This window comes from Pseudolactococcus plantarum, from assembly GCF_002441715.1.
In the GTDB taxonomy this organism is placed as follows: domain Bacteria; phylum Bacillota; class Bacilli; order Lactobacillales; family Streptococcaceae; genus Pseudolactococcus; species Pseudolactococcus plantarum.
Genome location: NZ_JXJX01000004.1, coordinates 38,786 through 52,395, shown reverse-complemented (window position 1 = coordinate 52,395; position 13,610 = coordinate 38,786). Strand labels below are relative to the sequence as shown.

The window sequence follows — 13,610 nt, the reverse complement described above, 5'->3', positions numbered from 1 at the left end:
AAGTGATTGTGGCTTTTTTTTCGTATTAAAAAGAGAGAGGATGGTACCATGACTAATTTTGACTTATTTCGATTGAAGCAAGCAGGGATGAGTAATCTCTTTATCAACCGGTTCTTGGTTTTTATTTTGGTAAATAAAACGGAGTTTTCATCTGAAAATCTATTACTGCTGTTACCAAAGTTTATCAGACAAGCTAATATGCGACATAAAGCATTATTTTGGGAGAAGTTTCGCCAACTAGATTTAAAGCATACTCGCAAGTGTTTTTTACAATTCCCATCAATTTCTATCTTAGATCTTCACTATCCCACGTATCTAAAAGAAAGTTATAATCCCCCTGTCTTGCTGTTTTACCAAGGTGATATCAGTCTTTTGAGGTATGAAAAATTAGGATTTGTAGGCAGTCGTTCTTGCAGTATGACTGGTATCTCAAGTGTCCAAAAAGTGATTAAAGAATTAAACAATAAATTTGTCATTATTAGTGGATTAGCCAGAGGCATTGATACGGCGTGTCATGTTTCTGCTATTAAAAATGGTGGGAAAACGATCGCTGTGATAGGTACAGGGCTTGATGTACACTACCCTAAAGAAAATAAACAACTACAAACATATATCAGCAAAAATCATCTGGTTCTGAGTGAATATAGCTCTGGTGAACAAGCACTCAAATATCATTTTCCTGAAAGAAATCGTGTGATTGCTGGGTTATCTAGAGGTGTTGTCGTGACTGAAGCTAAGATCAGATCAGGAAGTTTGATAACTTGTGAATATGCCGTGGCAGAAGGGCGAGATGTTTTTGCTATTCCAGGTGACATCACTGACGGACGATCTGATGGTTGTCATCGTTTGATTCAACAAGGTGCTAAACTCGTCTATCAAGGTCAAGATATATTAACAGAATATCTGTGAGGCTGGCATGTCCTGATGCGTTATCTACTTGAAGTGTTAACATGAGTCGTGAATTGATACGATAAAAACCGAACGTTTAATGTGTAAACTAGGTTTTTTGTTTGGTATTCTATCGTCTTGTTTTGAAATAATGATAGAATAAAACAAAATAGTATAAAGAGGATAACAAATTGAAATTACTTGTAATAGGGTCTGGTGGGCGAGAACATGCCATCGCAAAGAAACTTCTTGAAAGCAGTGACGTCACGACAGTTTATGCAGCACCAGGTAATCCAGGGATGGAACTCGATGGCATCGACACAGTTGAGATTAGCATTTCAGAACACGACGCTTTGATTAACTTTGCCAAAGAACAGGAGATAACCTATACATTTGTTGGTCCAGATGATGCGTTGGCGGCAGGGATTGTGGATGCATTCCAAGCAGCTGGTCTACTCATTTTTGGTCCAACTCAGGCTGCAGCAGAATTAGAGTGGTCAAAAGATTACGCTAAATCTATCATGAATCGGTATCAAGTACCGACTGCTGAGCATCAAACATTTAGTGATATTGATGAAGCTGTTAGCTACATCGCCTCAAAAAGTGCCCCTATTGTCATCAAAGCTGATGGACTAGCACTAGGAAAAGGTGTATTAGTTGCCGAAACAGTTGATGAGGCGATTGACTTTACTCGAGATATCTTAACTAATAACAAGTTTGGGAAATCTCGCGTGATTGTAGAAGAATTTCTTGACGGCGAGGAGTTTTCTTTATTTGCCTTTGTCAAAGATGATAAGTTTTATATTATGCCGACAGCTCAAGATCACAAGCGAGCTTACGATGGAGATAAAGGACCGAATACAGGTGGAATGGGTGCATACTCTCCAGTACCTCATCTCGCTCAATCTATGGTAGATGAGGCAGTTGAGACAATCATAAAACCAGTTGTTAATGGGATGATCAAAGAAGGCCGCCCCTACACAGGTATCCTTTATGCTGGGTTGATTTTAACAAAAGATGGCCCAAAAGTGATTGAGTTTAATGCTAGGTTTGGTGATCCAGAAACGCAAGTCATTCTCCCACGATTGACCTCTGATTTTGCTGTTAATATGCTTGAATTGTTAACTGATAAAGTCCCTAACTTTACCTGGTTGACGAGCGGTGTTACTTTAGGTGTGGTCGTGGCATCAGAAGGCTATCCTGGAGACTATGCTAAAGGTGCTCGTATCCCTTCAAAAACAAGTGGTGAGATGATCACTTATTACGCAGGTGTCGCAACAGATAATGAGAACCAACTTGTCACAAGTGGCGGTCGTGTATATCTACTTGCAACAACTGCTGATACAGTAAGCAAAGCCCAAGAAGCGATCTATACAACATTAGCAACACAAGAGACAACAGGACTTTTTTATAGGAACGATATAGGAGATAAAGCACATGTTTAACCAAGCTAAAGTAGCAATCGTCATGGGAAGTAAATCTGACTGGGAAACGATGAAACGTGCGGCAGATGTCCTAGACTTATTTGGGATGCCTTATGAGAAAAAAGTAGTTTCTGCACATAGAACACCAGATTTGATGTTTAAATTTGCAGAAGAAGCACGCGCACGAGGCATTCAAGTCATTATTGCTGGTGCTGGTGGTGCAGCACATCTACCCGGGATGATTGCAGCCAAAACAACTTTACCTGTGATCGGTGTACCTGTTAAATCACGGACATTAAACGGTGTAGATTCGCTGCTATCTATCGTGCAGATGCCTGGTGGTGTACCAGTTGCGACCATGTCTATAGGTGAGGCTGGCGCACAGAATGCTGGCTTGTATGCTTTACAAATATTAACGCTTTCAGATGAAGCGTTAACACAACGTTTAGAGAAATTTCGAGAAGAACAAGCACGCATAGCGATAGAAAGTAGTGATCAACTTGACTGAGAAATTATCAGATATCAAAACGATAGGGATTATAGGTGGTGGTCAACTAGGACAGATGATGGCAATTTCTGCTATTTATATGGGATATAAAGTCATTGTCCTTGATCCTGATGAAACTTGTCCAGCATCACACGTTGCCAAACAGATTGTCGCTAAATATGATGATCAACAAGCAATTGCTGAACTGGTGGAACAGGCAGATATTTTAACTTATGAATTTGAAAATGTTTCAGCTGATGCTTTAGCACCTTATGAAGCTAAATTACCTCAGGGCCTAGATTTATTGCGCATTTCACAAAATCGTATTTTAGAAAAAGCATTTCTAGTAGAAGCTGGCATTAAAGTTGCGCCTTATATTGTGGTGAACACACCGGAAGATTTAGAGGCACTTGATTTGTCAATTAAGCATGTGGTTAAAACAGCAACAGGTGGCTATGATGGTCATGGTCAGGTCGTTGTTGAGAAAGCAGCAGATTTGACTGCCGCACGCGAGCTTTCAGCGGCTCATGCCTGTGTTGCTGAATCGTATGTTGACTATCTAAAAGAAATTTCGGTGATTGTATCTGGAAACGGGACAGCATTTTCTGTATTTCCAACTTGTGAAAATCAACATAAAAATAATATCTTGGATAAGACGATCATGCCTGCAAGGATTTCACCTTATCTAGAGAAAGAAGCGCGTCAAATTGCATTAACGATTGCTGAAAAAATGAAATTAGCAGGTACCATGTGTATCGAAATGTTTGTCACGCAGCATGATATTTTAGTGAATGAGATAGCTCCAAGACCACATAACTCAGGGCATGCCACGATTGAAGCTTGTGATTTTTCTCAATTTGACTTGCATATCCGTGGTGTTTTGGGACAAGACTTACCCAAAGTAGTCTTACAATCACCTGCAATCATGCTTCAAGTGTTGGGACAAGATATGGCAGCCGCTGCTAAATTTGCACAAGATAACACCAGCACACATCTACATTTATATGGTAAAATTGAAGCAAAGGAAAATCGTAAAATGGGTCATGTGACAGTTTTGACAGATGATTATACGATTAGTTTATGAGTATGATAAACTAAGCTCCTTACGTTAGAAGATGACGACAAGTAACTGACAAATGTTAATGTCATCTGATCACTTGCTATTGAGGGCTAAACCTGTGTTCAATGAACAATTTTAAAAAAGAAAAGGAATAAATTAAACATGTTAGAACGTTATTCGCGTCCAGAAATGTCTGCTATTTGGACTGAAGAAAACAAGTATCAAGCTTGGTTAGAAGTTGAAATATTAGCTGATGAAGCATGGGCTGAACTCGGTGAAATTCCTAAAGAAGATGTGGCATTAATTCGTGAGCATGCAACGTTTGATGTTGCGCGTATTTTAGAAATCGAAAAAGAAACACGTCATGATGTAGTTGCTTTTACAAGATCTGTATCTGAAAGTCTTGGCGAAGAACGCAAATGGGTACATTATGGATTAACATCTACCGATGTTGTAGATACAGCCTATGGTTATTTGTTTAAACAAGCTAACGACATTTTGCGTGAAGATTTAGCTAGATTCACAGACATTATAGCTGATAAAGCACGTGAACATAAGTTTACGATTATGATGGGACGTACACATGGTGTTCATGCTGAGCCGACTACTTTTGGATTAAAACTTGCGACTTGGTACTCTGAAATGAAGCGTAATATCGAGCGTTTCGAACACGCTGCTAAAGGTGTAGAAGCAGGTAAAATTTCAGGTGCTGTTGGTAATTTTGCCAATATTCCCCCCTTTGTTGAAGCCTATGTAACTGAAAAACTAGGCATCAGAGCGCAAGAAATTTCAACGCAAGTGTTACCAAGAGATTTGCATGCTGAATATTTTTCAACTTTAGCAATTATTGCAACCTCTATCGAGCGTATGGCAACAGAAATTCGCGGTCTTCAAAAATCTGAGCAAAGAGAAGTAGAAGAATTCTTTGCAAAAGGTCAAAAAGGAAGCTCTGCTATGCCACATAAACGTAATCCAATCGGTTCTGAAAATATGACTGGATTAGCGCGTGTCGTTCGTGGTCATGCAGTAACTGCATTTGAAAATATTGCATTGTGGCATGAACGTGATATCTCACATAGTTCTGCTGAGCGTATCATCACACCTGATACGACGATTTTACTGAACTACATGTTAAATCGTTTTGGTAACATTGTTAAGAATTTGACTGTTTTCCCTGAAAATATGGTGCGTAACATGAATAGTACATTTGGTCTGATTTATAGCCAACGTGTGATGTTAACCTTGATTGAAAAAGGCATGACAAGAGAAGAAGCCTATGATTTGGTGCAACCTAAGACTGCTTATTCTTGGGATAATCAAGTAGATTTTAAACCACAACTATTGTCTGATGACAAAGTGATGTCAGTTTTATCAGAAGCAGAAATCGATGAGTTATTTGATCCGACTTATTATGCAAGTCGTGTTGATGAAGTATTTGATCGTATTGGTTTATAAGTGATCAACCAATGAGTTAGTCAGGCGTTAAATGCTGCTAACATTAGGTGATAATAAATAAATGACTAATATCTGAAATTTTTCAGAAAATTAGTGAAAAAGTATAAAAAAAGAGAAAAATATTAGTTTTTTTCTTGACAAGGACTAAGTATACTGTTAAAATAACGCTATCGAGTAAGTATAAGGGTGTAAAAACGCTTTTATTACCGAACTTAAGGGAGTAGCAGGTCGTATACGACTGGATAAATCAACATGCTGTGATTGAGACTATCATCACTGGTTTATCCTTAATTTGCAAGACTTAGGTGTTCTATATTTCATCAAGCAAAGAAATGGTAGAAACATTTAAGTCTTTTTTTGTGCGCAATTTTCGAAAGAAAGTAAGGAATAGTAATGAAACAAAGTAAAAAATGGTCGAGTGCAGGACTTTTGATTGCCATGGGGATTGTATACGGAGATATCGGTACGAGTCCCCTCTACGTCATGAAAGGGCTGATTGAGGGTAATCACGGACGTGTGAATGAGTCTTTCTTAATTGGTAGTATCTCATTGATTTTTTGGACCATTACCTTATTGACGACGGTCAAATATGTGATGATTGCATTACAAGCAGATAATAATGGTGAGGGTGGCATCTTCTCTCTTTATACGCTTGTCCGACCTATTGGTAAATTTTTAGTTGTCCCAGCCATTATCGGTGGTGCGGCATTGTTAGCAGATGGTGTATTAACACCAGCAGTAACTGTGACGAGTGCGGTAGAGGGGCTTAGGACACTACCGATTTTTACGGAACTGTTTGGGTATTCTCAAGATGTTATCGTGATTATCACGCTAGTCATATTACTGATTTTATTTAGTTTTCAGAGATTTGGGACAGATACCGTAGGGAAATTATTTGGTCCGATCATGTTCATGTGGTTCACTTTCTTATTATTGTCAGGATTTGCCAATATGTTACAAGATTTGAGTGTCTTAAGAGCATTGAATCCAATTTATGGGCTTAAGCTACTTGCCAGTCCAGATAATCATTTAGGGTTATTTATTCTTGGTAATGTCTTTCTTGCCACAACAGGTGCAGAAGCACTTTATAGCGATTTGGGACACGTAGGAAAAGCTAATATTCATCTTAGTTGGCCTTATGTCAAACTGAGTCTTATTGTCAACTACTTTGGTCAAGTTGCTTATCTGCTTAAAACAGATATCCGACAATTCCCTGAAATGAATCCATTTTTCCAAATGATTGCAAATCCCTTGATGCCTTTAGCGATTGTATTTGCGACACTTGCGGCTATTATTGCATCTCAAGCGTTGATTACAGGATCGTTCACCTTAGTCAGTGAAGCGATGCGCTTGAAGATTTTGCCTCGTTTACATGTCCTCTATCCAGGGACAACACGTAATCAACAGTACATTCCAGTGGTTAATTTCATCTTATGGATTGCAACCTCTATTGTTGTCTTAGTCTTTCAATCATCGACAAAAATGGAGGCTGCTTATGGGCTATCGATAACTGTTACGATGCTGATGACGACCTTCTTATTACATTATTATCTTCGTCAAAAAAAATACAATCCTTTATTTTCTATGGGAGTACCTTTATTTTTCACAGTTATTGAGGTCATTTTCTTACTATCTAGTTTAGTTAAGTTTATTCATGGTGGGTATGTCGCGGTGATCCTTGCGCTTTTGATTATTGCAATCATGTATATCTGGTATAAGGGTAGTCAAATAACAGATGGACTAGTGGAACATTTATCATTACGTCAGTATCTACCGCAGTTAGATAGGCTTAGACATGATATTAGTTTCCCACTTTTACAAACAAATGTCGTTTATTTGAGTAAATACATGGCTGAAGATGAGATAGATGCACCGATCTTATATTCTATTTTGGATAAAAATCCAAAACGTGCACATGTGTATTGGTTTGTGAATGTGTCTGTCACTGATGAACCGTTTACTAAGGAATATGAAGTTGATACGCTAGGGACTGATTACGTTGTAATGGTCAAACTCTATCTTGGGTTTAGGATCAGTCAGGAAGTGAATGTCTTCTTACGCCAAATCGTCTCAGATTTGATGAGCAGTGGTGAAATTGAAAAACAAGTGCAAATCTACTCTGTCTCTGAAAATAGAGAAGTTGGTGATTTTAGATTTGTCATGTTAAACGAAGAATTATCACATTCTGCTCAAATATCAGCTTGGTCAAAATTTATTATGCAGACAAAGTTTGCAATCAGACAAATTACTGTCACACCTGCAAAATGGTTTGGTCTTCAATTTAGCGAGGTATTAGTTGAACGAACACCACTTGTGATAGGAGATTGCAGACGAGTACCAATCAAACGACTGGATGTCACCGAAATAGATGCGTGATCTGTTTATAAGATATAAGTCAAGCCCATCTTATAGGGTAAAACGTGATCAGGCGACTAACAGACTTAATAGCTGTCGGTATTTACCACTATAAAAATAAAAGCTCCACTACAAGTATCAGTTTGTAGTGGAGCTTTTATTAGTTATTATCTTTAACGCTATACAACAAACGAGCTGACAGTGATTGATCGCGTTTATTTTTTTAAAGTAATTGGTAAAATATAATCTGCTTTAGCTTTGAAGTTAGGATCATCTATTTTTTTGAGAAGGATATCAACCATTAGCACGGCGAGCTCCTCTATCGGTTGCACAATTGTTGAGAGGCTAGGTATAAATGTTTGTATCACTTGCGTGCCATCATAGCCGATGACTTTGATGTTATCAAGTTTCAAATCTAGTGCGATATCCTTGACCATCACTGCAGTGAGATCGTCTGTGCAAAAAACGCCATCGGGTTGTTGCGTGACCAAGAAGTCCCGGATACTTTGACGTTTTTGATTCATACTACTTTCTCGACGTAAGTAGTGAATTAATGTGGGTATTTTGAGTTCTGATAGCATGTCTCGATAACCTAAAAGCCTATTTTGTGTTGGACTTTTGGTATCAGAGGACCCAGCAATCATAGCAATCGTTTGACATCCCTGGGCATAAAGATGTGACGTTGCCAAGCGACCACCAACTAGATTATCAGATGACACGATGGGGATACCATCAGCTAAATAACGGTCAAAGGCAACGATTGCTAATGTATTGTTTTCATATTCTTTTATCTGTTTATTATGGGAACTTGTGATGATGCCATCCACTTGGTTTGCCATCAACATCGTCAGGTATTCTCGTTCTTTAATTGGATCGTTCTCACTATCGCATAGAATTGCTTTATAGCCATGCGAAAAGAGTTTAGACTCAATCGCATGAATCATCTCGCCATAAAAGGGATTGGCTACAGATGGGAAGATCAATCCGATTAACTGGGATTTCTTGCCTTGCAGGGAGCGTGCCATAGCATTGGGCTGATAGTTTAATTCTCGCATAGCAGCATGTACACGATCAATCGTTTTTTGAGATAGTGATCCTCGCATATTAATGACGCGAGAAACAGTTGTTGGTGTCACACCGGCTATTTTTGCAACATCCTTTAAATTGGCCATTTGCTTTATCTCTTGAGTCAATGTAGCTCTCAAGTTATCCTTACTTTATTTATTAGTCAGTAAAAAGGGATATGAGTTGTTCAAAACTAAAATCCTATAATGATTATATTTTATCATTTTTAACGATAATTAACAGCTATAGAGGAGGCTTATTGAGTTAACAGACATTAGCAAGTGAACTTGTGTTGCGAGTATTGAGAGCAAGAAATTGTTGGGAAAATTCCCATGACGTGACACTTGGGTTTAATAATTGGATATGAGAACAAGATGTGATAAATATATTGTAAGGGCTTGCATTTACGAGTATAATCATGAGTGTAAAGGCTTACAAATAAGAAAGAAAAGAGAGATATAATGAAAAAATTTGTAGTTGCTAGTCATGCAAAACTAGCTACTGGATTCCAGTCGACAATAGAATTATTTGCTGGAAGTGACCATGATATTACGTATATAAGTGCCTATGTTGATGACGTAGATTTAGATATGGAAGTCCAGACATTTATATCAAGTTTAGCAGATGATGATCAAGCGGTTATTTTTACAGATATGTTTGGTGGATCTGTCAATCAAAAATTTGTTATAGCAGCGCAAAATAAACCTAATGTTTTTGTCGTTGCAGGCATGAATTTACCGGTTATCTTAGAAATTATACTAAGTTCTGAACCTTATACGACAGCAGTCATTGACCGTTTGATTGATAATGGTCGTACGGCCATGCAACAAGTTTATTTAACAAATGATACATCACAAAATGTAGTAGATGAATCAGCAAATGACTCATCAAAACAAGCACCTCAAGCAATAGAAACAGATCAATTAATTAATGAGAATACTGGACAAATCGATGCCTTAAGAGTTGATGAACGATTAATTCATGGTCAGATTGCCATGGTTTGGAGTCGAGCACTAAATCTTGATGGTATTGTTGTGGCAAATGATGAAGCAGCAGGAAATGAATTACAGCAGAAAGCTTTGAAAATGGCTGTTCCTAACGGTATCAAAGTCATTATCAAGACAATGGATGGTGCAATACGGTTATTGAAAGATAAAAGAGCCGCAACTATGCACCTACTTGTATTGGTCAGAACAGTGGGCGATGCATTAATCTTATCTCAGCAGCTTGACAATATTCAATACGTCAATATTGGTAATGTCGGAAAATCTGTGACTGGTGAGAAAAAAACATTAACCAAATTTGTCATGTTAACAGATGAAGAATTGAACAATCTCAAAGCTTTAGTAGACGTGTATCCCGAAACAGCGTTTCAAAATTTACCTAGTGATACAAAAGAACTTGCAAGTCGTTATGTATAAGAAAAGAGGAATGATATGTTTGAAGCAATTATTGTTGCATTAGTTGTATTTTTAACTGTCGGAGGCCAGGAATTATTAGGGTTTACGATGATAGGCAGACCTATTGTGATTGCACCATTGATTGGGCTATTACTTGGGGATTTACATACAGGATTGTTAGTTGGGGCTGCTTTAGAAACTGTCTTTATGGGGGTAGTTAATATAGGAGGTGCCTCAAGTGCTGAGCCAGGACTTGCTGCAGCACTAGCAACGGCATTTGCTATTCAAATGGGTGGCCGAATAGAAGTTGCGATTGCGTTAGCTGTACCACTTGGGATTATTGGTCTCCAAATCAAAACGATTTTATATGTATTAGTTGTTGGTCCTTTTGCTGCAAGATTTGACCGATTAGCTGAACAAGGCGATGCCAATGGTATTAAAAATTTGCATTTTGGCCTATGGGGCTTACAGTGGTTCTTATATTCATTAATTCCATTTTTTGCACTTTTAGTAGGGTCAAAAGCGACGCAACGCGTATTAGAAATGATCCCAGATGTTATTTTACATGGTCTTTCAATTGCAGGGGGGTTATTACCAGCAGTTGGTATGGCAATGTTGATGAAAATTTTGTGGGACAATAATATTTCAGTTTATTACTTCCTTGGATTTTTAATTATTGCTTATTTCAAAGTCCCTTTAATTGCAGTAGCAGTGATGGCAGTTATCATCGCGGTAGTTGTTGCACAAGGAGATATCTCTAAAATGAAATTAGAAAAAGAAATTGCAAAGAAAGCAACAGGAAATCATACGATAGACACAAGTAATCTGACTGCTGAGCAACTTGAAAACGAAGCATTCTTTAGTTAAGAAAGGAATAAACATGGCCATCAATTATAAATCACTTCCAAAAGAAGAAAAAAATTAATTCATTCAATGTTTTGGCGTTCATTTACGCTCTATAGTGCTGTGACACCGGCTAAACAAGGTGCATCTGGGGTTTCTTATACGATGCAACCTTTCATAGATAGATTCTATAAAAATAGAGAAGCTGATCGAAAATCAGCTATGGTAAGACACATGTCTTACTTTAATACGAATGTTGCGATGTTTCCGTTCATCATGGGGATTACAGCATCCATGGAAAAAGAAAACTCGCAAAAAGCCGATTTTAATGCAGAATCAATCAACGCAATCAAAACGTCATTAATCGGGCCTTTGGCAGGGATTGGAGATTCTGTATTTTGGGGTGTACTACGCGTGATAGCAGCTGGTATAGGGGTATCATTAGCACAAGCCAATAACTTTTTAGCACCGATCATCTTTTTAATCCTATTTAATCTACCAGTACAGTTTGTACGGTGGCAAGGTGCAAAACTAGGCTATACTTTGGGAGCAAGCTATATTTCTGATTTGTATGAGTCAGGCATGATTAACGTACTAACAAAAGGAGCAACGATTGTTGGATTAGCCATGGTTGGTGCGATGACATCTAATATGGTCTCATTACAATTAAAGTGGAACATGGTACTTGATGGTAAGACGATCATGAAATCTCAAGAAATGCTAAATCAAATTTTTGTTGGATTGATTCCATTATCGATTACATTAATCTGTTTCTGGCTTTTAAAGAAAAAAAATATGTCTATCAATATTTTGATTTTCAGCATTATTGGTCTAGGAATCGTGTTATCACTATTAGGTATTGCATGATCAGATTGTTCATTCCGAATATGCTATCTGTATATTTATAAAAAGTCAGATAACACCTTAGGAAGATAGTTAGAGATAGAAAGTTAATATAAAAATGTATAAAGATGATAAGTTAACCGATAAATGGTGGAAAAATGCAGTCATTTACCAAATATATCCCAAAAGTTTTAAGGACACAAATGGTGATGGGATAGGAGACATTCCAGGTATTATTGAAAAAATACCTTATCTTAAATCATTAGGTGTTGATGGATTATGGATTAGCCCACTTTACTTGAGTCCACAGGTCGATAATGGGTATGATATTACTGATTATCGGATGATAGATCCGATGTTTGGCACAAATGAAGAGATGTATGCATTAATTCATGAGGCACATGCTGCAGGTATCAAAATTATTATGGATTTTGTTGCAAACCATACCTCAGATCAAGCTTTATGGTTTCAAGAGTCACGTAAAAGTAAGACTAATTTCTTCTCAGATTTTTATATCTGGAAAGATCCAAAACCCGATGGGTCTGAGCCTAATAATTGGGGATCAAATTTTGGGGGTTCTGCATGGACATTTGATGCAGGTAGACAACAGTATTATTTGCACTACTATGCAGCTGAACAACCAGATTTAAACTGGGAAAATGAAACGGTACGTCAGTATATTTACGATATGATGCGGTTTTGGAAATCTAAAGGCGTTGATGGCTGGCGCATGGATGTTGTGACATCTATTTCAAAAAATTTAGATTTTCCAGATAATGACAGGGATTTGGTAACGTCTAATCAGCAAAATGGCCCTCGTATGCATGAATTTATCCATGAAATGAATCAAGAAGTATTGACTCCTTGTGACATGATGTCTGTAGGAGAATCACCTGCTGCTAAGGCATCAGATGCACACCTTTTAGTTAGCCCAGAGCGCGAAGAATTAGATATGATCTTCACTTTTGAACATATGCATATAGATCGAAAGCAAGGTGATATAAACGGTCGTTGGGCATTACAGAATCGAGATCTAGTTAGCTTGAAACGTATTTTATCTGATTGGCAGATGGCATTACGTGATAACGGCTGGAATGCTTTATATTTTGAGAATCATGATCGCGCTCGTGTGATTTCTAGATGGGGCAATGATACAACCTATCGCTATGAATGTGCAACAGCTTTTGCGACCGTATTACATGGCTTACAAGGCACACCCTATATCTATCAAGGTGAAGAAATCGGGATGGTTAATGCAGACTATGACCTCTCAGATTATAATGATATAGAGTTGCATGGTAATTATGATCATTATGTCCGTCGTAAGCAATCTATTTCCCATGATGAGTTCATGCGAGCTGCTTATAAAGTCAGTCGTGATCACGCTAGAACACCAATGCAGTGGTCAAATGATAAAAATGCAGGCTTTTCTGATGGTAAGCCTTGGCTAAAAATTAACCCACGATTTTCAGAAATTAATGCTAAAGCTGATATGGCAAGTGAACGCTCTATTTTTAAGTATTATCAAACCTTAATCCAATTACGTAAAAACAATAAGATATTTTTAGAGGGTAGCTATGAGCTACTGTTTCCTGATGATGAGCATTTATTTATCTATAAAAGAACATTGCATGGCGAGACCTGGCTGATTGTTGCTAATCTTTCTGAAACCATGATTGACTCTCCATTTGAAAATGAAAAAGCAGAAATGATGATAACTAACATGGGTCGTCGTACGCTTTCTGAACAATTAAGGCCTTATGAAGCTTTCATCGCTAGGGTTTAGTTAT

11 protein-coding genes and 1 pseudogene are annotated in these 13,610 nt (G+C 37.8%); 11 read left to right on the top strand and 1 reads right to left on the bottom strand.

The window, feature by feature from the left end:
- Positions 1 to 48 precede the first annotated feature (48 nt).
- From dprA to RU87_RS03110, 6 genes are all read left to right on the top strand, one after another.
- On the top strand, positions 49 to 909 hold the full coding sequence (gene dprA, locus RU87_RS03135) for a DNA-processing protein DprA (protein ID WP_068160754.1): 861 nt from the start codon (positions 49 to 51) through the stop codon (positions 907 to 909).
- Positions 910 to 1,079: 170 nt separating this feature from the next.
- Positions 1,080 to 2,333, top strand: coding sequence for a phosphoribosylamine--glycine ligase (gene purD, locus RU87_RS03130; protein ID WP_068160752.1), 1,254 nt, complete (start codon positions 1,080 to 1,082; stop codon positions 2,331 to 2,333).
- Positions 2,326 to 2,820 (top strand): 5-(carboxyamino)imidazole ribonucleotide mutase, encoded by a 495-nt coding sequence (gene purE / locus RU87_RS03125; protein WP_068160747.1) that lies wholly within the window; start codon positions 2,326 to 2,328, stop codon positions 2,818 to 2,820. The genes purD and purE overlap by 8 nt, the downstream gene beginning before the upstream one ends.
- Positions 2,813 to 3,883 carry a 5-(carboxyamino)imidazole ribonucleotide synthase gene (gene purK / locus RU87_RS03120; RefSeq protein WP_096835803.1) on the top strand — a complete coding sequence of 357 codons (1,071 nt, stop codon included), beginning with the start codon at positions 2,813 to 2,815 and terminating at the stop codon, positions 3,881 to 3,883. The genes purE and purK overlap by 8 nt, the downstream gene beginning before the upstream one ends.
- A 138-nt stretch (positions 3,884 to 4,021) precedes the next feature.
- Complete coding sequence (gene purB / locus RU87_RS03115) at positions 4,022 to 5,314, top strand: adenylosuccinate lyase (protein WP_068160745.1); 1,293 nt, start codon at positions 4,022 to 4,024, stop codon at positions 5,312 to 5,314.
- Between the two features lie 393 nt (positions 5,315 to 5,707).
- A complete protein-coding gene (locus tag RU87_RS03110) occupies positions 5,708 to 7,690 on the top strand; it encodes a KUP/HAK/KT family potassium transporter (protein ID WP_068160743.1) in 1,983 nt (660 codons plus the stop codon).
- 194 nt (positions 7,691 to 7,884) lie between these two features.
- Here the strand turns inward: RU87_RS03110 and RU87_RS03105 are convergent, their stop codons facing one another.
- A complete protein-coding gene (locus RU87_RS03105) occupies positions 7,885 to 8,841 on the bottom strand; it encodes a LacI family DNA-binding transcriptional regulator (RefSeq protein ID WP_068160741.1) in 957 nt (318 codons plus the stop codon).
- A gap of 354 nt (positions 8,842 to 9,195) precedes the next feature.
- Between RU87_RS03105 and RU87_RS09925 the strand changes: the two are divergent.
- The 5 genes and pseudogenes from RU87_RS09925 to RU87_RS03085 form a co-directional block, all read left to right on the top strand.
- Positions 9,196 to 9,489: pseudogene (locus RU87_RS09925) on the top strand (PTS sugar transporter subunit IIA); the annotation flags it as partial.
- A gap of 171 nt (positions 9,490 to 9,660) precedes the next feature.
- Positions 9,661 to 10,155: a PTS sugar transporter subunit IIB gene (locus RU87_RS09920; RefSeq protein ID WP_425268479.1), complete on the top strand. Its 495-nt coding sequence runs from the start codon at positions 9,661 to 9,663 to the stop codon at positions 10,153 to 10,155.
- Positions 10,156 to 10,170: 15 nt separating this feature from the next.
- Positions 10,171 to 11,001, top strand: coding sequence for a PTS mannose/fructose/sorbose/N-acetylgalactosamine transporter subunit IIC (locus RU87_RS03095; RefSeq protein ID WP_068160739.1), 831 nt, complete (start codon positions 10,171 to 10,173; stop codon positions 10,999 to 11,001).
- A 30-nt stretch (positions 11,002 to 11,031) separates the two neighbouring features.
- The gene (locus RU87_RS03090; RefSeq protein ID WP_269447760.1) at positions 11,032 to 11,844 is read left to right on the top strand and encodes a PTS system mannose/fructose/sorbose family transporter subunit IID; all 813 of its coding nucleotides are present in this window, start codon (positions 11,032 to 11,034) and stop codon (positions 11,842 to 11,844) included.
- 94 nt (positions 11,845 to 11,938) lie between these two features.
- Entirely contained in the window at positions 11,939 to 13,606 is a 1,668-nt protein-coding gene (locus tag RU87_RS03085) for a glycoside hydrolase family 13 protein (RefSeq protein WP_068160732.1), read from the top strand.
- The last annotated feature ends 4 nt before the right edge of the window (positions 13,607 to 13,610 follow it).

Bases quoted from the DNA above. Each gene is read 5' to 3' on its own strand.
- purB (WP_068160745.1), top strand. From the start codon at position 4,022: ATGTTAGAACGTTATTCGCGTCCAGAAATGTCTGCTATTTGGACTGAA.
- purE (WP_068160747.1), top strand. From the start codon at position 2,326: ATGTTTAACCAAGCTAAAGTAGCAATCGTCATGGGAAGTAAATCTGAC.
- RU87_RS03095 (WP_068160739.1), top strand. From the start codon at position 10,171: ATGTTTGAAGCAATTATTGTTGCATTAGTTGTATTTTTAACTGTCGGA.
- RU87_RS03105 (WP_068160741.1), bottom strand. From the start codon at position 8,841: ATGGCCAATTTAAAGGATGTTGCAAAAATAGCCGGTGTGACACCAACA.
- RU87_RS03085 (WP_068160732.1), top strand. From the start codon at position 11,939: ATGTATAAAGATGATAAGTTAACCGATAAATGGTGGAAAAATGCAGTC.
- dprA (WP_068160754.1), top strand. From the start codon at position 49: ATGACTAATTTTGACTTATTTCGATTGAAGCAAGCAGGGATGAGTAAT.
- RU87_RS03110 (WP_068160743.1), top strand. From the start codon at position 5,708: ATGAAACAAAGTAAAAAATGGTCGAGTGCAGGACTTTTGATTGCCATG.